The sequence below is a fragment of the Pseudomonas sp. RC4D1 genome (assembly GCF_018390395.1).
In the GTDB taxonomy this organism is placed as follows: domain Bacteria; phylum Pseudomonadota; class Gammaproteobacteria; order Pseudomonadales; family Pseudomonadaceae; genus Aquipseudomonas; species Aquipseudomonas danubii.
In genome coordinates, this window is record NZ_JAHBAW010000001.1 from 1,866,828 (window position 1) to 1,892,831 (window position 26,004).

Consider the following 26,004-nt stretch of genomic DNA (forward strand, 5'->3'; position numbering starts at 1 on the left):
GCCGCTTACTTGGACAGGAAGCGCATGCCTTCTTCCAGGCCACGCAAGGTCAGCGGGTACATCTGGTCTTCGATCAACTCGCGAACGATGTTGGTCGAAGCGGTGTAGCCCCAGGTGTCTTTCGGGTAGGGATTGATCCAGATGAGCTTCTTGTACTTCTCCATGAAGCGCTGCATCCACACATAGCCGGCTTCTTCGTTCCAGTGCTCGACGCTGCCGCCGGCCTGGGTGATTTCGTAGGGCGCCATGGCGGCGTCACCGACGAAGATCACTTTGTAGTCGGCGCCGTACTTGTGCAGCAGGTCCTGGGTCGAGGTGCGCTCGGAACCGCGACGCAGGTTGTTCTTCCACACCGATTCATAGATGAAGTTGTGGAAGTAGTAGTACTCCAGGTGCTTGAACTCGGTCTTGCAGGCCGAGAACAGTTCCTCGCAGATCTTCACGTGGGCATCCATGGAACCGCCGATGTCGAACAGCAACAGCAGCTTGATGCTGTTGCGTCGCTCCGGGCGCATCTGGATGTTCAGCAGTCCGGCATCCCGGGCGGTGTGGTCGATGGTGCCGTCGATGTCCAGCTCCTCCGCCGCACCCTGGCGCGCGAACTTGCGCAGCCGGCGCAGGGCCACCTTGATGTTGCGGGTGCCCAGTTCCACCGAGTCGTCGAGGTTCTTGTATTCGCGCTGGTCCCAGACTTTCACCGCCTTGCCCTGGCGCTTGCCGGCATCGCCGACGCGGATGCCTTCCGGGTTGAAACCGCCGGAGCCGAAGGGGCTGGTGCCGCCGGTGCCGATCCACTTGTTGCCGCCGGCGTGGCGTTCCTTCTGTTCTTCCAGGCGCTTCTTGAACTCTTCGATGAGCTTGTCCAGGCCGCCCAGGGACTGGATCTGCGCCCGCTCTTCATCGGTCAGCGAACGCTCGAACTCCTTGCGCAGCCAATCCTCGGGGATCAGCGCCTGCAGGTGGTCATCGAGCTTTTCCAGGCCATTGAAGTAGGCACCGAAGGCTCGGTCGAACTTGTCGAAATGCCGTTCGTCCTTCACCAGGATCGCCCGGGCGAGGTAGTAGAACTCGTCCATGTCGGCGAAGGTTACGCGCTGCTTGAGTGCGTTGATCAGGTCCAGCAGCTCGCGTACCGACACCGGCACCTTGGCCGCGCGCATTTCATTGAACAGGTTGAGCAGCATGGCATCAGCCTCTTAACGACTACCGCGACGGCTCATGAACGCCAGGCGCTCCAGCAGTTGTACGTCCTGCTCGTTCTTCACCAGGGCGCCGGCCAGGGGCGGGATGGCCTTGGTCGGATCGCGTTCGCGCAGCACCGCTTCGCCGATGTTGTCGGCCATCAAGAGCTTGAGCCAGTCCACCAGTTCCGAGGTCGAGGGCTTCTTCTTAAGGCCCGGCACTTTACGCACATCGAAGAACACGTCCAGGGCTTCGCTGACCAGGTCTTTCTTGATGTCGGGGTAGTGCACATCGACGATCTTTTGCAGGGTGGTGCGGTCGGGGAAGGCGATGTAGTGGAAGAAGCAGCGACGCAGGAAGGCGTCCGGCAGCTCTTTCTCGTTGTTGGAGGTAATGATGATGATCGGCCGCTGCTTGGCCTTGATGGTCTCGTCGATTTCGTAGACGTAGAACTCCATCTTGTCGAGCTCTTGCAGCAGGTCGTTGGGGAACTCGATGTCGGCCTTGTCGATCTCGTCGATCAAGAGGATCACCCGCTCCTCGGATTCGAAGGCTTCCCAGAGCTTGCCCTTCTTCAGGTAATTGCGGATGTCGTGGACCTTGTCCACACCCAGCTGGGAGTCGCGCAGGCGGCTGACCGCGTCGTACTCATACAGACCCTGGTGGGCCTTGGTCGTGGACTTGATGTGCCAGGTGATCAGCTTGGCGCCAAAGGATTCGGCCAGTTGCTCGGCGAGCATGGTCTTGCCGGTGCCGGGTTCGCCCTTGACCAGCAGCGGACGCTCCAGGGTGATGGCGGCGTTGACTGCCAGCTTCAGGTCATCGGTGGCGACGTATGCGCTGGTGCCTTCGAACTTCATCTGCAATTCCTCGAACGGTGACGGCGAGCTGCCCGGGGCAGATCGATTGAATGGAGAGTGATGGCGCGACTATAACGCGGTGCCCGGTCGACTGTGAACGTGGACGCCCCATTCAGTCTCTGAATGGAGCGTCACGGGGTGACTCAGTCAGTCGAGGGCTTGGGTTGTTCGTAACGGGCATTGAAGGCCTGGATGAATCCATTGCGCAAAATCTGCAAAAACGCCTGGAATGCGCTGATATCTTGCTGGTGCACGCTGCCGCTGAGTTCGACCCGGGTGGCGAACTGGTTCTTGTGCTGGTTCTTCAGCAGGTTTTCCCCGGCCCCCACCAAGGCTTCCCATACCGAGCGGAATATTCCTTTGTTGCGGTTCTCCACGTCCTGCTGCCAGTTGAAGATTTCCACGTCCCGCAGCAGCGGCTTGATATAGCCATGCAGTTGGCCCTTCTCGGCCTGGGCTTCGATCACCACGTCGCCGTGTCCGGCATTGAAGTCGAACTTGCCGTAGGCCGAGGCGAAGTCGTTGAAACGCTTGAGTTCGATATCCCGGGCCCGCAGACGGAATTCGAAGTCCTCGAAATTGCTCAGGGGGTCGAAGGTGGCGGTGCTTTCCATGGGGGCCTGGCCTTGCAGCAAGGCCTTGCCGTCGAAGCGCGCATCGCGTTTGCCCTGGGTATCCACCACGTTGGTCAGGTTGTAGAAACTGGCATTGACCTGGGTGGCGCCGATGTTCACCGGGGGAGTGGAGCTGAAGTTGCGAAAGTGGATCTTGCCGTCGCTGATCCGCAGCTCGTCGAGAGTGATGGGCAACAGCTTGCCCAGTTGCGCCCGCCAGTCGGTGCCTTCACCGGTCTGCGACGCTTGCTTGTCGGCGCCGCCATCGACGAAGTTCAGCTCCGGCTGGACAAACTGCACCTTGGCCACCACGGCGTGGTCGTACCACAGTGAATGCCAGCTCACCGCCAGGTCGATCTGTGGCGCCTTGACGAAGGGCACCGGTACCTTGCCGCTGACCTTGACGATCTCCAGCCCGTTGATGCGGTAGGCGCCGCGCCACAGGGCCAGGTCGATATCGCTGATCTGGCCACGGTAGTCGCCCATGTCCGCCAGTTTGTCATTCAGGTAGTCGCGCACCAGATAGGGCAGGGTGACGTGCAGGGCCAGCAGCAGGACCAGCAGGCCGGCCAGTGTCCATAGGGGCCAACGGTAACGACGTTTCATGATCAGCAGTCTCCAGCCGTATAGAGGCATTGACTGCCTGGGGTCGCAGTCGTTCGGCGCGACTGGACGCTCAAAGGCACCAGGCATACCCTTGAGGACTTCTTCACTGCTGCATAAGGACCCAGCCATGAGCCGAATTTTTGCTGACAATGCCCATTCCATCGGCAATACGCCCTTGGTGCAGATCAACCGTATCGCCCCTCGCGGCGTGACCATCCTGGCCAAGATCGAAGGGCGTAACCCGGGCTATTCGGTGAAATGCCGGATCGGCGCCAACATGATCTGGGACGCGGAAAGTCGCGGCAAGCTCAAGCCGGGCATGACCATCGTCGAGCCCACTTCGGGCAACACCGGGATTGGTCTGGCCTTCGTCGCCGCTGCCCGTGGTTACAAGCTGATGCTGACCATGCCCGCGTCCATGAGCATCGAGCGGCGCAAGGTGCTCAAGGCCCTGGGGGCGGAGCTGGTGCTGACCGAGCCGGCCAAGGGCATGAAGGGAGCGATTGAAAAGGCGGCGGAAATTCTCGCCAGCGATCCGTCCAAGTACTTCATGCCGCAGCAGTTCGATAACCCGGCCAACCCGGCGATCCACGAGAAAACCACCGGTCCGGAAATCTGGAACGACACCGACGGCGCCGTGGATGTGCTGGTGGCTGGGGTCGGCACGGGTGGCACCATCAGCGGCGTGTCGCGCTATATCAAGAAGACCCAGGGCAAGCCGATCCTCTCGGTGGCGGTGGAACCTGCCACGTCGCCGGTCATCAGCCAGAAACTGGCCGGCGAAGAGATCAAGCCCAGCCCCCACAAGATCCAGGGCATCGGCGCCGGTTTCGTGCCCAAGAACCTGGATCTGGAAATGGTCGACCGGGTCGAGCTGGTGACCGACGAGGAATCCAAGGCCATGGCCCTGCGGTTGATGCAGGAAGAGGGGATTCTCTGCGGGATTTCCTGCGGCGCGGCCATGGCGGTGGCGGTGCGCCTGGCCCAGACCCCGGAAATGCAGGGCAAGACCATCGTGGTGATCCTGCCGGACTCCGGAGAGCGCTATCTGTCGAGCATGCTGTTCAGCGACCTGTTCACCGAGCAGGAAAACCAGCAGTAACGCACCTCGGGCATTCGCCGACAGGCGCCGGCTCGCCGGTGAATGCTGACCTACATCAGGCAAGGGCCTGGCCGCATATGCTACTTAAGCGCCTTTGTTGCACGCCCGTTAACACTGAATGTTGAGTCGTGCGGGTTTTTCCAGGGTCCAGGAGTGTTTATCATTGCCGGCTGCCAGGTTGGGTGAACACTCCCCCACACAGCCTGCACAGGTGCCTATTTCCAAGGAGTCGTTGCATGAGCTTTTCCTTTGCCGCCAAGTTCGCGGTGTTGTCGCTGTTCGTCGGCAGCATCCTTTACGTGCATCTGCGCGGCAAAGCGCGTCTGCCGGTACTGCGCCAGTTCGTCAACCATTCGGCGCTGTTCGCCCCCTATAACGCGCTGATGTATCTGTTTTCCGGAGTGCCTTCCAAGCCTTACCTGGACCGCAGCAAGTTCCCCGAGCTGGATATCTTGCGGGATAACTGGGAAGTGATCCGCGAGGAGGCCATGCATCTGTTCGATGAGGGGTATATCCGCGCGGCGGAGAAGAACAACGATGCCGGCTTCGGTTCCTTCTTCAAGAAGGGCTGGAAGCGTTTCTACCTCAAGTGGTACGACAAGCCCCTGCCGTCAGCGGCCGCGCTGTGCCCCAAGACCGTCGAGCTGGTGAGCGCCATTCCCAACGTCAAGGGCGCGATGTTCGCCCTGCTGCCCGGTGGCAGCCACCTGAACCCGCACCGCGATCCCTTTGCCGGCTCGCTGCGTTATCACCTGGGGTTGTCGACCCCCAACTCCGACGCTTGCCGGATCTTTGTCGATGGTCAGGAGTACGCCTGGCGCGACGGTGAAGACGTGATGTTCGACGAGACCTATGTGCACTGGGTGAAGAACGAAACCGAAACCACCCGGGTGATCCTGTTCTGCGACATCGAGCGTCCGTTGAGCAGCCCGTTGATGACGCGCATCAACCGCTGGGTCAGCGCCCAGTTGGGGCGTGCGACCGCGCCGCAGAACCTTGATGACGAGCGCGTCGGCGGGATCAACCAGGCCTATGCCTGGAGCAAGCGTTTCAGCGACAGCTTCAGCGGTGTGGTCAAGCAGTGGAAGCGCCGCAATCCCAAGCTCTACCGCATCCTGCGCCCGGTTCTGGCGGTGGTGGTGCTGGTGGTCTTGTGGAGGTGGCTGTTCGGATAAATCTTGCAATGAATATCGGGCGCCGGTTACATTCGGCGCTCGATGAGTCAGCAGACTCATGGTTTTTTCCCTTCAAGAAAGATCAGCTCATGGCCTTTTCCCCTCTCAACGCGGTAGTGGTTTCAGCGGTCAACGCTGGCGTCGTGCCGTGCGGGAATCAGCAGCCTGTGCAGATCGGTCAGTACCCCCCACCTGTCAGTAGCACGCCGGTGTACGCAGTCGTATCACCGCCGGGCGTTGGCCTTTCGGGCTGATCAGCAATCGCTGCTGTTCCCTGTGCCCGCCTGAACCAAACACTACTGAACTTCAGCCTTGGCTGAATTGGCTTCTTGCCTGATTACAGGTGGTTTTCATGTTGCTCATTTCCAAAAAGTCCGCGCTTGCGGCGGCTTCCACGAGCCTGTTCGTCCTGCTCTGGAGCAGTGGCGCGATCTTCTCCAAATGGGGCCTGACCCAGGCTTCGCCCTTTGCCTTCCTGCTGCTGCGTTTCATCATCGCCCTGATGGGCCTGGTGCTGCTGATGCCCCTGCTCAAGCTCAGGTTGCCCCAGGGGCGCCGGGCCGTGGGCTTTGCCATGGCCACCGGCCTGGTGCTGCTGGGGGCCTACCAGATCTTCTACATCCTGGCCCTGGACCTTAAGGTCACCCCTGGCGTCATGGCCACCATCATGGGTGTGCAGCCGATCCTCACCGTGGTGCTGATGGAGCGCCAGCGTTCCTGGAGCCGCCTGTTCGGCCTCAGTCTGGGGCTCACCGGGCTGATCATGGTGGTCTACCAGGGCATCGGTCTGGCAGGGATATCCGTCTCCGGCATGCTCTGTGGCCTGCTGGCCCTGGTCAGCATGACGGCCGGTTCGATCATGCAGAAGCGCATCACCGACAACCCCTTGGGCACCCTGCCGGTGCAGTACCTGGCGGGCCTGTTGCTGTGTGCGCTGTTCGTGCCGTTCCAGCCGTTTCACTTCGAGTACAGCGCCGGCTTCGTGATTGCGCTGCTGTGGATGGGGTTGGTGGTGTCGGTACTGGCCACACTGCTGCTGTACCGCTTGATCGCTCAGGGCAACCTGGTGAATGTCACCAGCCTGTTCTATCTGGTACCGGCGGTGACCGCATTGATGGACTTTATCTTTTTCGGCAATCGTCTGGCCTGGCTGAGCCTGATGGGCATGGGCCTGATCATTGTCGGCCTGGTCTTCGTGTTCCGTAAGAGCGCCTGATAGTTACGGGCGACGATCTTCGCGGTGGTTGTCCAGACCTGCGGCCGAGCGCAATGCTCGGTCGCTTTTGCCCATTATTGATTCAATTAATGATCGACTATAAGCATGAATACTGGCTAGATGCCACTATCGTCGTGTAGTTCTTTGCCGGTCAATAAAGGTCTGATTTCAAACCTTGTATGTGCACGTAATGAGCGACTGAAGCGAACCCTCAAGGTTCTTTTGATAACCAGATGCTTAGACTTTTTTGTTGGTATTCCAAATTAGTCCATCAGACAAACCTTAAAAGCTAAAGCCGGTACCTAGACTGACGACATAGTCCTTAAACAAAGGAGAGTCAGTATGAACGCAACGTTCGCTTCAACCGCTTTCGGTTTGCTTTTGGGACTGTCGAGCAGTTGTTTCGCCGCTGCTCCCGTGGCACAGGGGGTCATCCGCTTTACCGGCAGTATCGTTGAGAGCCATTGCACCACCAGCGCCGCCAGCACAGGGCTTAGCCTACGCCAGTGTCCTCAAGGCTCCCGCGGCACCGCAATCGACGTAGCCCGTGTGGGAGCCGTGGCCAGCGTCAGCGCTTCGGATCATTCCGCCGTCAAGGTCAAGCTCTTGGCCGACAGCGGTTCCCAGGGCCGCTACTACAACCAGCACTATGCCTTTGTTGATCAGGCCGGCAAGGCCGTAACCTCCGGCACCTACCTGATTACCCTGAACGTTCCTTGAGCCCCTTGCTGGCACTCAGTCTCGGTTCAACCCATGTTCCTTGCGAACCGAGTTCATGAAGGCCTGCATCGCCGACGACTGGATGCGGTGCCGCCGGGTGATCAACCCGAAGGGCGGCAACCGCGCCTCGAACTGGATCGGCAGCACCGCCAACAGGTGACGCCCGGGATAGTCCTCGACTACCGAAACCGGTGTAACACCGATCATGTCGGTCTGCTGCACCAGGGACAGCAAGGTCATGATCGAGGTGGTCTCGACGATGCTGCTGGGGATGTCGACCCGTGCGTTGTGGAACACTTGGTTGATGATCGAGCGCATGGGGCTGGGATGCTGTTGCAGCACCCAGGTTTCGTTCTGCAATTGTGCCCAGCTCAAGTGCGTGGCTTGTGCCAGTGGATTCTGCGCCCCGGCGATCACGCACAGGGCCTCTTCACCCAGGCTGTCGAAGAGCAGTTCCTCGGCCCGTGCGCCGGCGGGGATCCTGCCCAGGACGATGTCCAGTTGATCCTGCAATAACGCCTGTACCAGCACATCGCTGGTGTCTACCTGAATGCTCATGGACAGCCGGGGGTGACTCTGCTTGAGGGTCGCGATGGTCCGCGTCAGCAGTCCTGAGGCCAGGGCTGGAATGGCCCCCACCGCAACCCGCCCGAGGTTGCCGGATTCCAGGGCTACCAGTTCCTCGCGCATGCCACTGAGTTCGGCGAAGACCATCTGGGCGTAGTAGATCACCGTCTCGCCGAAGGGCGTGGAGCGCATGCCCCGAGGCAGGCGTTCGAACAGCTCGACCCCCAGCAGGTCCTCGGCCTCATGGAGCATCTTGGTCGCGGCTGGCTGGGTCATGCCTATGTTGTCCGCAGCGCGGCGCAGAGAGCCGAACTCCTGCAGGGCCAGCATCAGTCGTAATTGGCGCAGGCGCAGGCGACTGTGAATCATGTTGGCATCAGGAATCTTGGTCATAGGGCCGGGCTCGCAGTAAGAGGCAGCGGCAAGCCTGACAATAAATGCCAGGCGTTGCCAGAAGTAGCATTCAAGGGGAGGAATGACTGTCGGCCGGACCCTGCGAGCGGCCCTTGACCAGGTGTTGCAAGGCCGTAGACAACAGGGGCCAGAACAGCATGATCAGCGCCGCCGTGGTCAGGCTGCCCACCAGCGGGTTGGACCAGAAGATCCCCAATTGCCCGTCGGAGAACAGCATCGATTGGCGGAAGGCATCCTCGGCCTTGTCTCCCAGTACTGCCGCCAGCACCAACGGCGCGATGGGGTAGCCGAGCTTTTTGAACAGGTAGCCCAGGGCGCCGAAGCCCAGCATCAGCACCACGTCGAAGAAGGCGTTGTGCACCGAGTAGGCACCAATGGCGCAGACCATGATGATGATCGGCGCAATGATCGAGAAAGGAATCCGCAGGATCGAGGCGAACAGCGGCACGGTGGCCAGCACCACGATCAGGCTGACCACGTTGCCCAGGTACATGCTGGCGATCAGGCCCCAGACGAAATCGTGCTGCTCGACAAACAGCGTCGGCCCCGGGTGCAGGCCCCAGATCATTAGCCCGCCGAGCATCACCGCGGCGGTGGCAGAACCGGGAATGCCCAGGGTCAGCATCGGCAGCAGGGCGCTGGTACCAGCAGCGTGGTCGGCGGTTTCCGGGGCGATCACGCCTTCGATCTCACCCTTGCCGAAGTGCTCGCGGTGCCTGGAGAAGCGCCGTGCCAGGCTGTAGCCCATGAACGAGGCTGCGGTGGGACCGCCGGGTGTGATGCCCATCCAGCAGCCCACCAGGGTGCTGCGCACCAGCGTCAGCCAATAGCGCGGCAAGCGCGCCCAGGTACGCAGGATGATCATCGGCGTGATCCGCGCGTGCTCGCCACGGAACACCAGGCCTTCCTCCACGGTGCAGAGGATCTCGCCAATGCCGAACAGACCGATCACCGCCACTTCAAAGCTGATGCCGGTCATCAGCATCGGCTGGTCGAAGGTCAGTCGCAGGTTGCCCGACACCGTGTCCATGCCCACCGCGGCCATGGCGAAGCCGAGCATCATCGCCACCAGGGTTTTTAGCGGCGGGTTCTTGCTCATGCCAATGAACGTGCAGAACGCCAGCAGGTACACGGCGAAGAATTCCGGTGAGCTGAAGGACAGGGCGAACTCGGCAATCCGCGTCGACAGGAAGGTCAGCAGCAGCACGCCGCAGAGGGCACCGATCAGTGCCGAACTGAAGGCTGCGGTCAGGGCCTCGGCCGCCCGACCCTGGCGGGCCATGGGGTAGCCGTCGAAGGTAGTGGCCACCGATGAGGGCTCACCGGGAATGTTGAACAGGATCGAGGTGATCGAACCGCCGAACAACGCCCCCCAGTACATGCACGAAAGCAGGATAATCGCCGACACCGGCGTCATGCTGAAGGTCAGCGGCAGTAACAGAGCGACACCGTTGGGCGCGCCGAGCCCGGGCAGCACTCCCACCAGGATACCCAGCAGTACGCCCACCACCATCAGTCCGATATGGCCGGGGGTGAGGATCAGGTTCATGCCTTGCAGCAGGGAGTCGAATTCGCTCATTTCAGGCGACTCCCGGCCAGGGCCAACCAGTCGCCCAGCGGCCCGGCATCCAGCGGCACCTTGAACCACAGGGCGAAGATCAGGTAGCTGGCCAGCACTGCTCCGAAGGACACGCCACCGATCATCCATCTGCCATAAGGCCGGGCCCGCAACCGGTCGCGCCACATGAACCAGGCGATGAACAGTGCTGAGGCCAGGTAGATGCCGGTGAACGGCATGGCCGCAACGAACAGGGCAATGGGAATGAACACCGAGAGCACCTGGACGAACGCCTTGCGGCTGACGAAGGCCAGGCCCAGGGCGTGCCAGCGCAGCCCGGTGAGCAGGGCGTTGGCGGCGCTGGCGCCACTGAGCAGCAGGCCGATGTAGAACGGGAAATACCCAGGCTGGGGGCCGGCGTCGCCCCAGCCGATGCCTTGTTCGAGGCTACCGAGCATCACCGCGGCGCCGATCAGGGCGGTGAACAGGGCCAGCCCGAGTTCGACCCAGCGGGTGCCCAGGAGTGATGATGAATTTGCGCAATGGGACATGCTTGCACCTCCGAAAAAAGGGCGAGCGGCAGCGGCCCTGCCTGAGTCTCAGGCGGGGCGGGGCCGCCCGCGGGATCAGTCGCGCAGCCAGCCGGCTTCCTTGAAGACCGGGGTCACCCGTGCAGTGTCCTGCTCGATGTAGGCGTTCAGTGGCTCGCCTTCGAGAAAGGTCGGCACCAGGGCGTTCTGGCTCACGTAGGCCTTGAACTCCGGAGCCTGGGTGACCTTGCGCAGCAGCTCAACGTAGAACACCCGCTGCTCGGCACTGACCCCGCCGGGCATGAACACGGTGCGCGGGAAGCGGTACTGGTCGATCCCCAGGCCTTGGGAGTGGCAGGTGGGAATGTCTGACCAGGAGCGTTCGCCGGCGACCTTGTCGGTGTACTGCATGGGCTCGCGGCTGAACACACACAGGGGCCGGACCTGATTGCCGCGCCATTGGCTGATGCTTTCTGCGGGATTGTTGACGTTGCTGGCGATGTGTTTGCCCGCCAACTGGGTGGCCGCCTCACTGCCGCTCTTGAAGGGGATGTAGGTCAGCTTGCTGCCGATGGTGCGGTTCAGCAGCAGGGTCAGGGTCTGGTCGACGTCCTTGGACTGGCTGCCGCCCATGCGCAGCTTCGGCTCGGTTTTGACTGCCTCATAGAAAGCCTTGGCGTCTTTCCAGGGCGCGTCCTGGTAGGTCCAGAGGATGAAGTCGTCCTCGGCCAGGGCGGCCACCGGCGTCAGCTCCTGCCACTGGTAGCCGAGTTTGGCCACTAGCGGCAGCAAGTAGATGTTGTTGGTGCCGATCACCAGCTTGCCTGGATCGCCCTGGGCCATCTTCAGGTCAAGGAAGGCCTCTGCGCCGTTGCCTCCCCCCTTGTTCAGGACCACGGTGTTGACGTCCAGCAGCTTGTGGGTGGTGATGATTGACTGGATCAGTCGGCCGAGTTGGTCGGTACCGCCTCCGGGGCCACCGGCGATTACGATCTCGACGTTCTTTTCCGGCTGCCAGGCCAGGGCGGGCAGGGCGCAGAGCAGGCTGGCGCCGAGCAATAGGCGTGACGTGCGACGAACGAAGGTTGAGCGCATGGTAGAGCCTCTGGTTCTTGTCGTTGTTATGAGTGGCTTGTCCGTGGCCTGAGGCCGCAAGCCTGGAACCGAGTGTGGGAAGCCGGTGGCACGACGTCTACTCAAAACATGAGATACACCGATAGCCTGGGGTTATAGATCGACGGGGCGGCGCAGCAGGAAAGACGCTGAAACAGGCGGTTCAGAGCCTTTTGTGAAAGTTGGTTGGAAAATACCCTAGAGCTTCGGAGTTCTCTGAATCCCTTGTAGGCATATCTTCCAGCTATCGGTGTATCTCAAGTTTTGATTAGACGGTTATCTCCAGGGCCTCGATAGTGCCCCCAACGTGGCGCTGTCCCAGTCGAGCGCTGCATGCATTACAACAATTTCAAACACAGGGTCGCCGATCTGCCACGGGCCGATCAGCAGCGCCTGTTCTACAGCAATGCGCAACAGCTCTTCCGTTGCGAGCCGGGCGTGGATGCGCGCCCCGAGCCTGAACCTGCAAGGAGTGAAGCATGAGCAAGAGCACCATCGCCATGGTCCTGGGGGACCCGGCTGGCATCGGCCCGGAACTCATTGCCCGGTTGTTGAGCCAGCCCCAGGTGCGGGCCCAGGCCAAGGTGATCCTGATTGCCGATGAAGCAGAAATGCGTCGCGGCATGGACATCGCCGGGTGCGAGTTTGCCTATCGCAAGGTCAGTACCCTGGAGTCGTTGGCGTTCACTGACGACACGCCGCTGTTCTATGATTTTCGCGGCAATGCAGTAGGCGAGTTTGCGCGCCGCCAAGCCAGCGCCGTGGGTGGGCGTTATTGCCTTGACACCCTCGAAGTGGCCCTGGGCCTGACCCGCGACGGGACCACCGACGCGGTGCTGTTCGGCCCCTTGAACAAGACCTCGCTGCACATGGCCGGTATGGCCCACAGCGATGAGCTGCACTGGTTCGCTGAGCGGTTGGGCTTCCACGGGCCGTTCTGTGAGTTCAACGTCCTCGACAACCTCTGGACCTCACGGGTGACCTCCCATGTGGCCCTGGCCGAGGTGCCGGGCCTGCTCAGCCAGGCGCGAGTGCTGGAGGCCATCCAACTGATCGACCAGGCCCTCAAACGCAATGGTCTGGCACGGCCGCGCATCGGCGTCTGCGGTCTCAATCCGCACAATGGCGACCATGGCTCTTTTGGTCGCGAGGAGCTGGATATCATCGGCCCGGCAGTGAAGACCGCCCAGGCCCTGGGTATCGGCGCTGACGGGCCTTATCCGGCTGACACCATCTTCCTCAAGGTCCAGGGCGACGCCAGTGCCTTCGACGCGGTGGTGACCATGTACCACGACCAGGGGCAGATCGCGATCAAGCTCATGGGCTTTTCCCGTGGCGTCACCGTGCAGGGCGGCTTGCCTATTCCCATCACCACGCCGGCCCACGGTACGGCGTTCGATATTGCCGGGCAGGGCCTGGCCAATGCCGGCGCCATTGGCCAGGCCTTCGAGATCGCCTGCCGCATGGGCGCCCACCGCCACTGATCGCAGCGTTTGCTTGCTCGCGCATTCCCATGCCTTGGCATGGGAATGCTTTCTGGCATCCGCCGTTTGCCGGAACGCCTGGGCCGGCATGGCTGTAGGAGCCGGCTGGCCGGCGAAAGGCAGGCGCTCTCTCTGATAACCCTGAAAGGCAATAAAAGGTCTCTTGCGATCACCGGTGGTTATCGCTGGATACCCATAAGTGATTAGCCGGTGCTGTCGGCGCTGGCTAAAGTCGCCCCATCGATTGAGCGGCTGCCAGCGACTCCCTCAAGCGATCGAACAACTACAAGAAGCCCGCCTTGTCCCTTGCGCAAGGCATGATCGGCACTCAAGGAACATCCACATGACTCGTCCAGATTCCGCGCTGGCGCTCGCCAGCGCCATCTCCAAAAGCCGGCTGCGTCTGCTGCCGTTCCTGATCCTGATGTACATCCTGGCCTTTATCGACCGCTCCAACGTCGGCTTCGCCAAGGCCGCATTACAAGCCGATACCGGCCTCGGCGATGCGGCCTTCGCCTTTGGCGCGAGTATTTTCTTCATCGGCTACGCCTTCTTCGAAGTGCCCAGCAACTACATGCTGCATCGCCTTGGTGCGCGGGTCTGGCTGTGCCGGATCATGGTCACCTGGGGCCTGGTGTCGGCGGCGATGATGTTCGCCCACAACGCCCAGACCTTCTATGTGCTGCGCTTTCTCCTGGGCGTGGCCGAGGCCGGCTTCTTCCCGGGGATCATTCTGTACCTCACTTACTGGTTCCCGGCCCAGAGCCGGGGCCAGGCCCTGGGGCTGTTCTATTTCGGTCTGCCCTTGGCGCTGGTCCTGGGCAGCCCGCTGTCGGGTTGGTTGCTGGAGTTCCACGGCGTGTTCGGCCTGACCAACTGGCAATGGCTGTTCGTGGTCGAGGGCCTGATGGCCTCGGTCGTCGGTGTTGCCGCCTACTTTTACCTGGTGGATCGTCCCGGCGATGCACGCTGGTTGAGCCACGAGCAGAAGCAGGCGCTGCATGAGGCCCTGGCCGAAGAGGACGCGAGGAAAAAGGACAGCAGCCCCCACGGCTTCTTCAGTGCCTTGCGCAACCGCCGGGTCCTGCAATTCTGCCTGGCCTATTTCACCATCCAGATGAGCGTCTACGGCGTGGTGTTCTACCTGCCGACACGCATCGCCGGGCTGCTGGATGGCCACGTCGGCCTTAGCGTCGGGCTGATCACCGCGATTCCGTGGATCTGCGCCTTGCTGGTGACCCGTCTGGTGACTCGCTATGCCGACCGCAGTGGTCAGCACCGGCACCTGGCGGTGGTCATGCTGAGCATGGCCGCCCTGGGCATCGCTGCTTCGGCGCTGGGCAGCAGCATGGTGCCGGTGGTCCTGGCCTTCTGTTTCGCCGCCGCCGGCTTTGTCGCCGTGCAGCCGCTGTTCTGGACCATTCCCACCGGCTACCTCAGCGGCGCCGCGGCGGCCGGCGGCATCGCCCTGATCAACTCCATCGGCAACCTCGGCGGCTTTGTCGCGCCGAACCTCAAGACCCTGATGGAAACCCAGTTTGCCGACCCGCGTGCGGGGATGTTCGCCCTGGCCCTGGTCGGCATCCTCGGCGCCATTCTGTTGTCACGCCTGAATACCCGGCACACCCCGACCACTCCCAAACAGCTCACACCGGCCCAGGTCGGCTGATCACTACCCACGCCTTGCAAGGAAAACCTCCTGATGAAAATCACCGCGATCCGTACCCGTGTATTCGAGTGGAAAGGCAAAGTCGTGCCACCCCAGGCGCACTTTTGCACCAACGCCACGGACATCCTCTTCGAGCGTGGCGATGCCATGGGCTCGTTCCGTTTCCACGGCTGGCTGGTGGTGGAAGTGGAAACCGACAACGGCTTGGTGGGCATAGGCAATTGCGCCCTGGCGCCGCGGGTGGCCAAGGAAATCATCGACACCTACCTGGCCCCGATCGCCATCGGTGAGGACCCTTTCGACAACGAATACATCTGGCAGAAAATGTACCGTCAGAGCCACGCCTGGGGGCGCAAGGGCATCGGCATGGCGGCCATCTCGGCGATCGACATTGCCCTCTGGGACATCATGGGCAAAGCAGTGAACAAGCCGGTATTCAAGCTCCTCGGCGGGCGCACCAAGGACCAGATCTGGACCTACGCCTCCAAGCTCTACGCCAATGACAATCTCGATCTGTTCCTCGAAGAGGCCCAGGGCTACCTCAACCAGGGTTTCACCGCGCTGAAGATGCGCTTCGGCTACGGCCCCAAGGACGGCCCGGCCGGCATGCGCCGCAACATCGAGCAGGTACGCGCCCTGCGCGAACTGGTCGGCCCGGACGTGGACATCATGCTTGAGTGCTATATGGGCTGGACCCTGGAATACGCCCGGCGCATGTTGCCCAAGCTGGCGGAGTTCGAGCCGCGCTGGCTGGAGGAGCCGGTGATCGCCGATGACCTCGAAGGCTACGTCGAGCTGAAGAAGATGGGCATCATGCCGATCTCCGGCGGCGAGCACGAGTTCACTTCCTATGGCTTCAAGGACCTGCTGGAACGTCGCGCCGTCGACGTGATCCAGTACGACACCAACCGTGTCGGTGGCATCACCGCCGCGCGCAAGATCAACGCCATGGCCGAAGCCTGGTCGGTGCCGGTGATTCCCCATGCCGGGCAAATGCACAACTACCACTTGACCCTGTCCACCACGGCCTCGCCGATGGCCGAGTTCTTCCCGGTGTTCGACGTCGAGGTCGGCAACGAACTCTTCTATTACGTGTTCAAGGGCGAGCCGCAGCCGGTCAAGGGCTACATCCAGCTCGACGACCACAAACCGGGCCTGGGCCTGGAAATCTCCGAAGATTACCTGAGCGAATTCAACATCATCGAATAAGCCTCGGGCGCCGCTTGCGGGCGGCGCTGTGCAGACCTGTGGGAGAGCGAACATGCGCTTGATTCAATTTTTCAGCAGCACCGGTCAGCGTCAGGTCGGGGTGATCGAAGAGCAGCAACTGCGAGTATTGCGCAACACCGCCAGCACCCGAGAGTTGGCCCTGGCGGCGATCCGCAACCAGCGCACCCTGCAGCAGGAAGCGCAACGGCGTGGCAGTGATCCGGGGCCGGACTATGCACAGCTGCTGCAGCAGCGCCGGGTCCTGCCGCCCCTGGATCATGAGGACCCGGCCCACTGCCTGATCAGCGGCACCGGCCTGACTCACCTGGGCAGCGCCTCGGCCCGGGACAAGATGCACCAGCATGACGCTGGGGTGGAAGCCGGCATGACCGACACCATGCGCATCTTCAAATGGGGCCTGGAAGGCGGCAAGCCCGCAGCCGGGCAAGTGGGAGCCCAGCCGGAATGGTTCTACAAGGGCGACGGCAGCATTGTCGTACCTCCCGGCGGCGATTTTCCTGTACCGCCCTTTGCCGAGGATGCCGGCGAGGAGCCGGAGCTCACCGGCCTTTATGTGATCGGCGAGGATGGCCTGCCGTACCGCGTCGGTTATGCCCTGGGCAACGAGTTCTCCGACCATGTGATGGAGCGGCGCAACTACCTGTACCTGGCCCACTCGAAGCTGCGCTACTGCGCCTATGGCCCGGAATTGCGGGTCGGCGAACTGCCCCGGCACCTGGTGGGCCGCAGCCGCATCATCCGCGACGCTGAAGTGCTCTGGGAAAAGGAGTTTCTCAGCGGCGAGGACAACATGTGCCACAGCCTGGCCAACCTCGAATACCACCACTTCAAGTACGCGCAGTTCCTGCGTCCCGGTGACGTCCATGTGCACTACTTCGGCACCGCCACCCTGTCCTTTGCCGATGGGGTGCGCACGCGTCCCGGCGACCGCTTCCAGATCAGTCTCGAAGCCTTCGGTGCGCCCCTGGAAAACACCATCGGCGAAAGCGCCCAGCCCTTGGCCATTGGCCAGGTGCGTGCCCTGTAAACCTTCAATCACCGGCCCCTGGCGCCGGTCAAGGAATGCCTCATGACTCGTTTGTCTGGACACAACTACATTGGCGGCGGCCGCAGCGCACAGGGTGAGGTACAGCTGCACAGCCTGGATGCCGACAGTGGCCAAGCCCTGCCGGGAAGCTTCTTCCAGGCGACTGCGGCAGAAGTGGATGCCGCGGCCCGGGCCGCCGCGCAGGCCTTCCCGCTGTACCGCAACCTCAGCGCCGAGAGGCGCGCCCAGTTTCTCGATGCCATTGCCGATGAACTGGATCGTCTCGGGGATGACTTCATCGCCACCGTCTGCCGGGAAACCGCCTTGCCCGCCGGGCGTATCCAGGGCGAGCGTGGGCGTACCAGCGGCCAGTTGCGCTTGTTCGCCAGGGTCCTGCGCCGGGGCGACTTCTATGCCGCACGCATCGACCGCGCCTTGCCCGAGCGCCAGCCGCTGCCGCGCCCGGACTTGCGCCAGTACCATATCGGCCTGGGCCCGGTGGCGGTATTCGGTGCGAGCAACTTTCCCCTGGCGTTCTCCACGGCCGGTGGCGACACCGCTGCGGCCCTGGCCGCCGGTTGCCCGGTGGTGTTCAAGGCCCACAGCGGACACATGGCGACCGCCGAGTGGGTGGCCGACGCGATCATCCGTGCGGCGCAGCGCAGCGAGATGCCCGCCGGGGTGTTCAACATGATCTACGGCGCCGGGGTCGGGGAGTGGCTGGTCAAGCACCCGGCGATCCAGGCGGTGGGCTTTACCGGCTCCCTCAAGGGCGGCAACGCTTTGTGTCAGATGGCTGCGAACCGGCCGCAGCCGATCCCGGTGTTCGCCGAGATGTCGAGCATCAACCCGGTGATCCTGCTGCCCGAGGCACTCAGGGTCCGGGGCGCGCGGATCGCCGCCGAACTGGCGGGCTCGGTGACCTTGGGCGCGGGTCAGTTCTGTACCAATCCGGGCCTGATCATCGGCCTGCGCTCGCCGCAGTTCAGCGCCTTTCTCCAAGCGTTCAGCGCGCAGATGGACCAGCAGGCGCCGCAGACCATGCTCAACAGCGGCACGCTGGCCAGCTACTGCCGGGGTGTTGAAGCCTTGCACCAGCATCCCCGCCTGCGGCACCTGGCGGGTCGGCCACAACAGGGCGCCCAGGCACAGGCTCAGCTATTCCAGGCTGATGTCAGCCTGTTGCTGGAGGGGGATGAACGGCTTCAGGAGGAAGTCTTCGGCCCAGCCAGCATCGTCATCGAAGTGGCTGATTGGAGCGAGCTGGCGGCGGCCTTGCAGGGGCTGCGCGGGCAACTGACCGCGACCCTGATCGGCGAGGAGCCGGAGTTGCTGGAGCATCGCTGGTTGACCGAGACCCTGCAGGACAAGGTCGGTCGGCTGTTGCTCAACGGTTATCCGACTGGGGTCGAAGTCTGCGATGCCATGGTTCATGGCGGGCCTTACCCGGCCACTTCCGATGCCCGGGGCACCTCGGTGGGCAGTCTGGCGATCGAGCGCTTCCTGCGGCCGGTGTGTTTCCAGAACTACCCGGACGCGCTGTTGCCCGAAGCCCTGCGCAATGCCAACCCGTTGGGTATTCGGCGTCTGGTGGATGGCGAAATGAGCAACGCCGCGCTTTAGGCTCCGTAGCCGCTGCCGAGCTCCGGCGAGGCTGCGAAAAGGCCCGCAGGGCCTTGCTTGACGGTCTGCTGCCGAACCTTGTGCGGGCGCCAGATGGCCGCGTCTGCTGCGTCGCAATGCCGCCCAAGCCGTTCGCCGCCTGCGGCAGCGGCTACACGACCCGCGCTAGCCGTGGCCACAAGAGCCACGGGTCAGCGGGCGCTGCTCGTGACCGTGGGCCGCAGCACCAGCCACAGGGCGGCGCCAATCAGCGCGCCGCCATACAGATGCGCCATGGACAGCGGCTCATCCAGCAGCAAGGCCCCCCACAACACGCCGAACGGCGGAATCATGAAGGTCACGGTCATTGATCGCACCGGACCGATGGCGCTGAGCAGACGGAAATACAGCACATAGGCAAACGCCGTGCAGCCCAGCCCCAAGCCCAGCAGCGACAGCCACACGCTCCAGCCACCCCAACTGGCCGGTGGCTGGCTGATGGCGTTGTAGGCGAACAGGGGCAACAGCAGCAGGGTGGCACCGAGCATGCTGCCCAGCGCCGAGAGGCGACTGTCCAGGCCGCCGGCCTGATCCAGCCAGCGCCGCGCGAGGAAGCCGGCAAAGCCGTAGCAGGTGGTGGCCATCAGGCAGGACAGGGCGCCCAGCAGCAGTTCATGGTCGAAGGCCACGGGGCCGGCGCGGGTCAGGATGCCGACGCCGAACAAGCCCAGGCAGACGCCGGCGATCTTGCTCAGGCTCAGCCGCTCATGAAAGAACAGCCCGCCGATCAACACCCCCATCAAGGGCGTGGTGGCATTGAAGATCGCCGAGTAGCCGGCAGGCAGCACCTGGGCTGCCACCGAATACATCGTTGCCGGTATGCCTGAGTTGATCACACCGAGCAGCAACACGGTCTTGAGCTTGCCGCGAAAATTCCAGTCGACCCGCATCAGCGCCAGCATGACCAGCAGCCCGAGCGCGGCAATCGACACCCGGAAAAACGCCGTGGGTACGCTGCCCAGCACCGGGGCGATGATGCGCATGAATAAAAAGCTCGCGCCCCAGATGGCGGCCAGCGACAACAGACGCAGGAGATCGACAAGTCTCACGGAAGGATCCTTCGGTTTGAGGGCGGGGATCTTGCCCAGCGCTGGCGGGCATGGCAAACCTTATTGGCGCACAGGGCGAAGAAACCCGGCACTGGGTTTGTTGTGTCCCACGATCCGCCACACAAGCCTGGGGAGCAGGGCGACTGCCGGGTCATTTTCCGGCGTACGCTTGATCACAAAAATACGCTTCTCCTCAAGCCGTTTCACTGGCTAAGCTCTGGCATCGTAAATTCCCGCAGAGGTCTACTTATGCCGCAGTCATGGCCCGCCGCCGATATCGCTCGAATGATCCTCGATGGCTTCGACGACTACCGCGAGCATTTTCGCCAGATCACCGACGGTGCCCGGCAACGCTTCGAGCAGGCGCAATGGCAGGAAGCGCAGAGGGCCTCGGCGGCGCGGATCAATCTGTATGAGGAAAAGGTCGGGGAAACCGTGGCCCGGTTGCACCAGTACTTCAGCGACGATGCGTTGATGGATGTCGGCCAGTGGCCCCTGGTGAAAAGCGCCTACATCAGCCTGATCGACCTGCGTTTTGACGATGAGCTGTCCGAGACCTGGTACAACTCGATCTTCTGCGGGCTGTTCAGCCATGACCTGATCAGCGACGGCTGCATGTTCATCCACACCACCCGGCCCAGCCTGCGCCGGGCCCGGGCCGCGCAGACCCGCAGCTACCACCCCAAGGGCAACCTGCCGGCGATGCTCGAACAGGTGTTCGCCGACTACCGCTTCAGCGAGGACTATGCCGACCTGCCGGGGGACCTGCGGCGCCTGGAGGCGCAACTGCGGGAGAACCTGCCGGACTGGGTGTGCAAGGACCCGGAGTTGACCCTGGAACTGTTCTCCTCGGTGCTCTATCGCAACAAGGGCGCTTACCTGGTGGGGCGTATCTTCACCCACGAAGAGCAATGGCCCCTGGTGATCCCGCTGCTGCATCGTGAAGGCCGGGGCATCCAGATCGATGCGCTGATCACCGACGAAGCCGATGTCTCGATCATCTTCTCCTTCACCCGCTCGTATTTCATGGTGGATGTGCCAGTGCCGGCGGAGTTCATCGGCTTTCTCAAGCGCATCCTGCCGGGCAAGCACATCGCCGAGCTGTACACCTCCATCGGCTTCTACAAGCACGGCAAGTCGGAGTTCTACCGCGCCCTGATCAACCACCTGGCCAGCACCGACGACCGTTTCATCATGGCTCCCGGTGTGCGCGGCATGGTCATGAGCGTGTTCACCCTGCCGGGCTTCAACACCGTGTTCAAGATCATCAAGGACCGCTTCTCGCCGTCGAAGAACGTCGACCGGGCCACGGTGATCGAGAAGTACCGATTGGTGAAAAGCGTCGACCGGGTCGGGCGCATGGCCGATACCCAGGAGTTCGCCGATTTCCGCTTCCCCCTGAGCAAGTTCGACCCGGCCTGCCTTGAGGAACTGCTGGAGGTGGCGCCGTCAACCGTGGCCGTGGAAGACCAGACCGTGCTGATCCGCCACTGCTGGACCGAGCGCCGCATGACCCCGCTCAACCTCTACCTGGAGCACGCCAACCCGGATCAGGTCCGCGAGGCTCTGGAGGACTACGGCCTGGCGATCAAGCAACTGGCGGCAGCCAACATCTTCCCCGGCGACATGCTGCTGAAAAACTTCGGCGTGACCCGTCACGGTCGGGTGGTGTTCTACGACTACGACGAGATCTGCTACCTCACCGAAGCCAACTTCCGTCACATTCCGGCGCCCCGTACGCCGGAGGACGAGATGGCTTCCGAGCCCTGGTATTCCATCGGCCCCCACGACGTGTTCCCCGAGGAGTTCCCGCCGTTCCTGTTCGCCGATGCCGGCCAGCGCAAGCTGTTCGACCAGTTGCACGGCGAGCTGTACAACGCCGACTACTGGAAGAGCCTGCAGGACGCCATCCGCGCCGGCAAGATCATCGATGTCTTCCCTTACCGGCGCAAAGGCCTGGAAGACGAATAGAAGTGCAGGAGCCGGCGTGCCAGCGAAGGTGCCCGTGAGGACGCCTTCGCCGGCACGCCGGCTCCTACGTATTGCCTGCGCTTTTCTGCGACAATCGCGCCCTGCCTACATAGACGACATTTTGCGTACCTGATGACTTCCGAATCGCCTGCAATCGACCAACTGTTGAAAAACCTCGATCAAGCCATGCTCGCCGACCGCCACCGGTTGCGCCGGCAGTTGCTCGAACTGCGCAAGAAGCCCGACGAGGCCAAGCTCGCCCAGTGGCTGGAGCGGATGCAGGCGTCGTGCAACCTGGTGACGGCGCGGCGCGACAGCGTGCCGCTGATCCGCTATGACGACAGTCTGCCGATTGCCGCCAAGCGCGACGAGATCAAGGAGGCGCTGCTCAAGCATCAGGTGCTGATCATTGCCGGTGAGACCGGCTCGGGCAAAACCACCCAGTTGCCGAAGATCTGCCTGGAGATCGGTCGCGGCCAGCACGGTCTGATCGGCCATACCCAGCCCCGGCGGATCGCTGCCCGCAGCGTCGCCAGCCGAGTGGCCGAAGAACTGGCTACGCCCCTAGGGGCGCTGGTGGGTTACCAGGTGCGTTTCGAGGATCAGAGCGACTCCAGCACCCTGATCAAGTTGATGACCGACGGCATCCTGCTGGCGGAAACCCAGAACGACCGTTACCTGGAGCGCTACGACACGATCATCGTCGACGAGGCCCACGAGCGCAGTCTGAACATCGACTTCCTCCTCGGTTACCTCAAGACCCTGTTGCCTCGGCGTCCGGACCTGAAGGTCATCATCACCTCGGCCACCATCGACCTGGAGCGCTTCTCCAAGCACTTCGATAACGCGCCGATCGTCGAAGTCTCTGGCCGCACCTTTCCGGTGGAAACCTGGTATCGCCCCCTGACCCTGGAGCAGGACGAGGAGGGCAACCGGGTCGAGGACGACCTGACGGTGGACCAGGCGATCCTCGCCACCCTGGATGAAATCGCCGCCTACGAGCGCAGCGAACGCCGCAGCCCCGGAGACGTGCTGGTGTTCCTGCCGGGGGAGCGGGAAATTCGCGACGCCGCGGACATGCTGCGCAAGGCTCAGCTCAAGCACACCGAGATCCTGCCGCTGTACGCGCGCCTGTCGCCGGCGGAACAGCAGCGGATCTTCCAGTCCCACCCGGGCCGGCGGGTGGTGCTGGCGACCAACGTTGCGGAAACCTCGCTGACCGTGCCGGGCATTCGCTACGTGATCGACAGCGGCACTGCTCGCATCAGCCGCTACAGCTACCGGGCCAAGGTCCAGCGCCTGCCCATCGAGGCGGTGTCCCAGGCCAGCGCCAACCAGCGTAAAGGCCGTTGTGGCCGGGTCGAGCCGGGGATCTGCGTGCGCCTGTACAGCGAGGAAGATTTCCTCGGCCGGCCGGAGTTCACCGATCCGGAGATCCTGCGTACCAACCTGGCGGCGGTGATCCTGCAGATGCTCCATCTGCGCCTGGGGGAAATCACCGCCTTCCCGTTTATCGAGCCGCCGGATGGCAAGGCCATCAGCGACGGTTTCAACCTGCTGCAAGAACTCTCGGCAGTGGACCGCAACAGTCAGTTGACGCCCCTGGGCCGGCAACTGGCGCGGCTGCCGGTGGACCCGCGCATGGGCCGCATGCTGCTCGAAGCGGCCAAGCTCGGCAGCCTGCAGGAAGTGCTGATCGTTGCCAGTGCCATGTCGATCCAGGACCCTCGCGAACGTCCGCCGGAGCGTCAGCAAGCCGCCGACCAGGCTCACGCACAGTGGAAGGACGTGGATTCGGACTTCGCCGGGCTGGTCAATCTGTGGCGCGGCTTTGAAGAGCAGCGCCAGGCCCTGACCGCCAGCCCGCTGCGCAACTGGTGCCGCAAGAACTTCCTGAATTACCTGCGCCTGCGGGAATGGCGCGATTCGCACCGGCAGCTGAGCCTGATCTGCCGCGACCTGCAACTGAGCCTGAACAAGGAACCGGCGGACTACCCGAAACTGCACAAGGCAGTGCTGGTGGGCCTGCTGAGCCAGATCGGCCAGAAGACCGAAGACGGCGATTATCTGGGGGCTCGTCAGCGACGTTTCTGGATTCACCCGTCCTCGGGCCTGGGCAAGAAGCGCCCGCAATGGCTGATGACCGCCGAGCTGGTGGAAACCACCAAGCTCTACGCGCGCATGGTGGCCAAGATCGAGCCCGACTGGATCGAGCCCCTGGCCGGCCACCTGGTGAAGAAGAACCACTTCGAACCCCATTGGGAGAAGAAGCGTGGCCAGGTGGTGGCTTACGAGCAGATCACCCTGTTCGGGCTGATCGTGGTCGGCCGTCGGCCGGTGCATTACGGGCCAGTGGACCCGGTGGTGTCCCGCGAGTTGTTTATCCGCGAAGCCCTGGTGCGCGGTGAGATCCAGTCCAAGGCCAAGTGTCTGACTGCCAACACCCAGTTGCTGGAACAGCTCGACGCCCTGGAAGCCAAGGCCCGGCGCCGGGACATCCTGGCGGACGAGGAAACCCTGTTCGCCTTCTACGACGAGCGCCTGCCGGCGGAGATCCACCAGACCGCGACCTTCGACAGTTGGTACCGGGTCCACAGCCAGAAGAACCCGCAGCTGTTGATCATGCGCGAAGAAGACGTGCTGGCCCGCGAGGCCAGTGAAGTCACCGCCAAGCAGTACCCGGACACCCTGCATATTGGCGATCTGGAACTGGCCCTGAGTTATCACTTCGAGCCCAACCACCCCCGGGACGGCGTGACCCTGCGGGTGCCGGCGCCCCTGCTGCCGGCGCTGCCCGCCGAACGCCTGGAATGGCTGGTGCCGGGACTGATCGAGGCCAAGTGCATCGCCCTGGTGCGCAACCTGCCCAAGGCCCTGCGCAAAAACTTCGTGCCAGTGCCGGACTTCGTCAAGGCGGCCTTGCAGCGCATGGTCTTCGCCGAAGGCTCGTTGCCCCAGGCCCTGGGCCGCGAGCTGTTGCGCATGACCGGTGCACGGGTCAGCGACGAGGCCTGGAACGAAGCCGCGCAGCAGGTGGAAAGCCACCTGCGGATGAACCTGGAAATCGTCGACGCCCAGGGCAAGTTCCTTGGCGAAGGCCGGGACCTGGCCGAACTGACGGCGCGTTTTGCCGAAGCCAGCCAGGCCGCCCTGGCCGTGCCGCAAACCGCCAAGAGCCAGCAGCCGGTGGAGGCCCGTGTGTTTGCCGCGGTCGCGGAAAAGACCCAGCAGAAGATCGCCGGACTGTCGATGACGGTGTACCCGGCCCTGGTGGAAGAGGCGGGGACGGTCAAGGAAGGGCGTTTCTCCACCGCCGCCGAGGCCGAATTCCAGCATCGCCGGGCCCTGCAGCGCCTGCTGTTGCAGCAATTGGCCGAACCGGCCAAGTTCCTGCGTGGCAAGCTGCCGGGGCTGACTGAGCTGGGCCTGCTGTACCGTGAACTGGGCCGGGTCGATGCCCTGGTGGAGGACATCCTCCTGGCCAGCCTCGACAGCTGCATCCTCGACGGCGAAGCCTCGCTGCCTCGCGATGGCGCGGGCCTGGCGTCCCTGGCCGAGCGCAAGCGCGGCGCCTGGACCGAGCACGCCGAGCGTCTGGCGCGCCTGACCCTGGAGATTCTCAAGCTCTGGCACGGCCTGCAAAAACGCTTCAAGGGCAAGATCGACCTGGCCCAGGCGGTGGCCCTCAACGACATCAAGTCGCAGTTGGCGAATCTGGTGTACCCGGGTTTTGTCCGGGAAACCCCGGCCCTGTGGCTCAAGGAACTGCCGCGCTACCTCAAGGCGGTGGAACTGCGTTTCGAGAAACTCGGCAGCCAGCTGCAGAAGGATCGGGTCTGGAGCACTGAGCTGGCGGGCCTGTGGAGCCAGTACCAGACCCGGGCGCAGAAGCATGCCCAGGAAGGCAAGCGCGACCCGCAACTGGAGCTGTATCGCTGGTGGCTGGAGGAATACCGGGTGTCCTTGTTTGCCCAGCAACTGGGGACCAAGGTGCCGATTTCCGACAAACGCCTGAACAAGCAGTGGAGCCAGGTCGAAGCCTGAGCCCATGCAGGCGCCGGCTCCCCAGCGAAGGTGTCTGCGTGGGCAACTCAAGGCTCCAAGGCCCCTTCGCCGGCAAGCCGGCGCCCACCGGGCATACTGCAATTGCGGCGAAATGCCGGTGTTTATGGCAAACTCCGCCGTCATAAATACCGGCCCTGTTGTTCTGTACCCCAGGCAAACGGGCGGATCGGAATAAAGCGATGCCAGGAAG

Annotated in this window: 19 protein-coding genes and 1 pseudogene; 12 read left to right on the forward strand and 8 right to left on the reverse strand. The window is 62.9% G+C overall.

Going from position 1 to position 26,004, the window contains the following annotated elements; genetic code table 11:
* Positions 1 to 5: 5 nt before the first annotated feature.
* The 3 genes from KHO49_RS08595 to KHO49_RS08605 form a co-directional block, all read right to left on the reverse strand.
* On the reverse strand, positions 6 to 1,184 hold the full coding sequence (locus KHO49_RS08595; RefSeq protein WP_110651922.1) for a vWA domain-containing protein: 1,179 nt from the start codon (positions 1,182 to 1,184) through the stop codon (positions 6 to 8).
* 12 nt (positions 1,185 to 1,196) lie between these two features.
* The gene (locus tag KHO49_RS08600) at positions 1,197 to 2,042 is read right to left on the reverse strand and encodes an AAA family ATPase (protein WP_011059855.1); all 846 of its coding nucleotides are present in this window, start codon (positions 2,040 to 2,042) and stop codon (positions 1,197 to 1,199) included.
* A gap of 143 nt (positions 2,043 to 2,185) precedes the next feature.
* Complete coding sequence (locus KHO49_RS08605) at positions 2,186 to 3,262, reverse strand: DUF748 domain-containing protein (protein ID WP_213664896.1); 1,077 nt, start codon at positions 3,260 to 3,262, stop codon at positions 2,186 to 2,188.
* Positions 3,263 to 3,389: 127 nt separating this feature from the next.
* On the opposite strand from KHO49_RS08605, the gene cysK reads away from it, so the two are divergent.
* The 4 genes from cysK to KHO49_RS08625 all read left to right on the forward strand — a co-directional run bounded on the left by cysK (position 3,390) and on the right by KHO49_RS08625 (position 7,475).
* Entirely contained in the window at positions 3,390 to 4,364 is a 975-nt protein-coding gene (cysK, locus tag KHO49_RS08610; protein ID WP_102861654.1) for a cysteine synthase A, read from the forward strand.
* A 236-nt stretch (positions 4,365 to 4,600) separates the two neighbouring features.
* A complete protein-coding gene (locus tag KHO49_RS08615; RefSeq protein ID WP_213664897.1) occupies positions 4,601 to 5,539 on the forward strand; it encodes an aspartyl/asparaginyl beta-hydroxylase domain-containing protein in 939 nt (312 codons plus the stop codon).
* A 352-nt stretch (positions 5,540 to 5,891) separates the two neighbouring features.
* The gene (locus KHO49_RS08620; protein ID WP_110651924.1) at positions 5,892 to 6,755 is read left to right on the forward strand and encodes a DMT family transporter; all 864 of its coding nucleotides are present in this window, start codon (positions 5,892 to 5,894) and stop codon (positions 6,753 to 6,755) included.
* A 342-nt stretch (positions 6,756 to 7,097) separates the two neighbouring features.
* Positions 7,098 to 7,475: a hypothetical protein gene (locus KHO49_RS08625; RefSeq protein WP_102861657.1), complete on the forward strand. Its 378-nt coding sequence runs from the start codon at positions 7,098 to 7,100 to the stop codon at positions 7,473 to 7,475.
* Between the two features lie 15 nt (positions 7,476 to 7,490).
* Here the strand turns inward: KHO49_RS08625 and KHO49_RS08630 are convergent, their stop codons facing one another.
* From KHO49_RS08630 to KHO49_RS08645, 4 genes are all read right to left on the reverse strand, one after another.
* On the reverse strand, positions 7,491 to 8,435 hold the full coding sequence (locus KHO49_RS08630; protein WP_102878770.1) for a LysR family transcriptional regulator: 945 nt from the start codon (positions 8,433 to 8,435) through the stop codon (positions 7,491 to 7,493).
* 70 nt (positions 8,436 to 8,505) lie between these two features.
* The gene (locus KHO49_RS08635; protein WP_213664898.1) at positions 8,506 to 10,035 is read right to left on the reverse strand and encodes a tripartite tricarboxylate transporter permease; all 1,530 of its coding nucleotides are present in this window, start codon (positions 10,033 to 10,035) and stop codon (positions 8,506 to 8,508) included.
* Positions 10,032 to 10,565 (reverse strand): tripartite tricarboxylate transporter TctB family protein, encoded by a 534-nt coding sequence (locus tag KHO49_RS08640; protein ID WP_102878772.1) that lies wholly within the window; start codon positions 10,563 to 10,565, stop codon positions 10,032 to 10,034. The genes KHO49_RS08635 and KHO49_RS08640 overlap by 4 nt, the downstream gene beginning before the upstream one ends.
* 75 nt (positions 10,566 to 10,640) lie before the next feature.
* Positions 10,641 to 11,639, reverse strand: coding sequence for a Bug family tripartite tricarboxylate transporter substrate binding protein (locus tag KHO49_RS08645; RefSeq protein WP_213664899.1), 999 nt, complete (start codon positions 11,637 to 11,639; stop codon positions 10,641 to 10,643).
* A gap of 357 nt (positions 11,640 to 11,996) precedes the next feature.
* Here KHO49_RS08645 and KHO49_RS08650 point away from each other — a divergent pair.
* The 6 genes and pseudogenes from KHO49_RS08650 to KHO49_RS08675 form a co-directional block, all read left to right on the forward strand.
* A pseudogene (locus tag KHO49_RS08650) lies at positions 11,997 to 12,140 on the forward strand (amidohydrolase family protein); the annotation flags it as partial.
* The gene (locus KHO49_RS08655; protein WP_213664900.1) at positions 12,137 to 13,141 is read left to right on the forward strand and encodes a 4-hydroxythreonine-4-phosphate dehydrogenase PdxA; all 1,005 of its coding nucleotides are present in this window, start codon (positions 12,137 to 12,139) and stop codon (positions 13,139 to 13,141) included. The pseudogene KHO49_RS08650 and the gene KHO49_RS08655, both read left to right, overlap by 4 nt.
* Positions 13,142 to 13,484: 343 nt before the next feature.
* Positions 13,485 to 14,810 carry an MFS transporter gene (locus KHO49_RS08660; protein WP_102878775.1) on the forward strand — a complete coding sequence of 442 codons (1,326 nt, stop codon included), beginning with the start codon at positions 13,485 to 13,487 and terminating at the stop codon, positions 14,808 to 14,810.
* Between the two features lie 33 nt (positions 14,811 to 14,843).
* The gene (locus tag KHO49_RS08665; protein ID WP_110651927.1) at positions 14,844 to 16,019 is read left to right on the forward strand and encodes an L-rhamnonate dehydratase; all 1,176 of its coding nucleotides are present in this window, start codon (positions 14,844 to 14,846) and stop codon (positions 16,017 to 16,019) included.
* Positions 16,020 to 16,071: 52 nt separating this feature from the next.
* Positions 16,072 to 17,067, forward strand: a complete 996-nt coding sequence (gene araD1 / locus KHO49_RS08670; RefSeq protein WP_110651928.1) for an AraD1 family protein — start codon at positions 16,072 to 16,074, stop codon at positions 17,065 to 17,067.
* Positions 17,068 to 17,109: 42 nt separating this feature from the next.
* Positions 17,110 to 18,690 carry an aldehyde dehydrogenase (NADP(+)) gene (locus tag KHO49_RS08675; RefSeq protein ID WP_213664901.1) on the forward strand — a complete coding sequence of 527 codons (1,581 nt, stop codon included), beginning with the start codon at positions 17,110 to 17,112 and terminating at the stop codon, positions 18,688 to 18,690.
* Between the two features lie 191 nt (positions 18,691 to 18,881).
* Here KHO49_RS08675 and KHO49_RS08680 read toward each other — a convergent pair whose 3' ends face one another.
* On the reverse strand, positions 18,882 to 19,778 hold the full coding sequence (locus KHO49_RS08680) for a DMT family transporter (RefSeq protein ID WP_170001317.1): 897 nt from the start codon (positions 19,776 to 19,778) through the stop codon (positions 18,882 to 18,884).
* A 249-nt stretch (positions 19,779 to 20,027) separates the two neighbouring features.
* Here KHO49_RS08680 and aceK point away from each other — a divergent pair, with 249 nt between their 5' ends.
* Positions 20,028 to 21,749 carry a bifunctional isocitrate dehydrogenase kinase/phosphatase gene (gene aceK, locus KHO49_RS08685; RefSeq protein WP_213664902.1) on the forward strand — a complete coding sequence of 574 codons (1,722 nt, stop codon included), beginning with the start codon at positions 20,028 to 20,030 and terminating at the stop codon, positions 21,747 to 21,749.
* A 132-nt stretch (positions 21,750 to 21,881) separates the two neighbouring features.
* Positions 21,882 to 25,793: an ATP-dependent RNA helicase HrpA gene (gene hrpA / locus KHO49_RS08690; protein ID WP_110595113.1), complete on the forward strand. Its 3,912-nt coding sequence runs from the start codon at positions 21,882 to 21,884 to the stop codon at positions 25,791 to 25,793.
* Positions 25,794 to 26,004: the final 211 nt, after the last annotated feature.

Excerpts from the sequence above, each read along its gene's own strand:
- KHO49_RS08595 (WP_110651922.1), bottom strand. The coding sequence starts at position 1,184 with ATGCTGCTCAACCTGTTCAATGAAATGCGCGCGGCCAAGGTGCCGGTG.
- KHO49_RS08600 (WP_011059855.1), bottom strand. The coding sequence starts at position 2,042 with ATGAAGTTCGAAGGCACCAGCGCATACGTCGCCACCGATGACCTGAAG.
- KHO49_RS08605 (WP_213664896.1), bottom strand. The coding sequence starts at position 3,262 with ATGAAACGTCGTTACCGTTGGCCCCTATGGACACTGGCCGGCCTGCTG.
- cysK (WP_102861654.1), top strand. The coding sequence starts at position 3,390 with ATGAGCCGAATTTTTGCTGACAATGCCCATTCCATCGGCAATACGCCC.
- KHO49_RS08615 (WP_213664897.1), top strand. The coding sequence starts at position 4,601 with ATGAGCTTTTCCTTTGCCGCCAAGTTCGCGGTGTTGTCGCTGTTCGTC.
- KHO49_RS08620 (WP_110651924.1), top strand. The coding sequence starts at position 5,892 with ATGTTGCTCATTTCCAAAAAGTCCGCGCTTGCGGCGGCTTCCACGAGC.
- KHO49_RS08625 (WP_102861657.1), top strand. The coding sequence starts at position 7,098 with ATGAACGCAACGTTCGCTTCAACCGCTTTCGGTTTGCTTTTGGGACTG.
- KHO49_RS08630 (WP_102878770.1), bottom strand. The coding sequence starts at position 8,435 with ATGACCAAGATTCCTGATGCCAACATGATTCACAGTCGCCTGCGCCTG.
- KHO49_RS08635 (WP_213664898.1), bottom strand. The coding sequence starts at position 10,035 with ATGAGCGAATTCGACTCCCTGCTGCAAGGCATGAACCTGATCCTCACC.
- KHO49_RS08640 (WP_102878772.1), bottom strand. The coding sequence starts at position 10,565 with ATGTCCCATTGCGCAAATTCATCATCACTCCTGGGCACCCGCTGGGTC.
- KHO49_RS08645 (WP_213664899.1), bottom strand. The coding sequence starts at position 11,639 with ATGCGCTCAACCTTCGTTCGTCGCACGTCACGCCTATTGCTCGGCGCC.
- KHO49_RS08655 (WP_213664900.1), top strand. The coding sequence starts at position 12,137 with ATGAGCAAGAGCACCATCGCCATGGTCCTGGGGGACCCGGCTGGCATC.
- KHO49_RS08660 (WP_102878775.1), top strand. The coding sequence starts at position 13,485 with ATGACTCGTCCAGATTCCGCGCTGGCGCTCGCCAGCGCCATCTCCAAA.
- KHO49_RS08665 (WP_110651927.1), top strand. The coding sequence starts at position 14,844 with ATGAAAATCACCGCGATCCGTACCCGTGTATTCGAGTGGAAAGGCAAA.
- araD1 (WP_110651928.1), top strand. The coding sequence starts at position 16,072 with ATGCGCTTGATTCAATTTTTCAGCAGCACCGGTCAGCGTCAGGTCGGG.
- KHO49_RS08675 (WP_213664901.1), top strand. The coding sequence starts at position 17,110 with ATGACTCGTTTGTCTGGACACAACTACATTGGCGGCGGCCGCAGCGCA.
- aceK (WP_213664902.1), top strand. The coding sequence starts at position 20,028 with ATGCCGCAGTCATGGCCCGCCGCCGATATCGCTCGAATGATCCTCGAT.
- hrpA (WP_110595113.1), top strand. The coding sequence starts at position 21,882 with ATGACTTCCGAATCGCCTGCAATCGACCAACTGTTGAAAAACCTCGAT.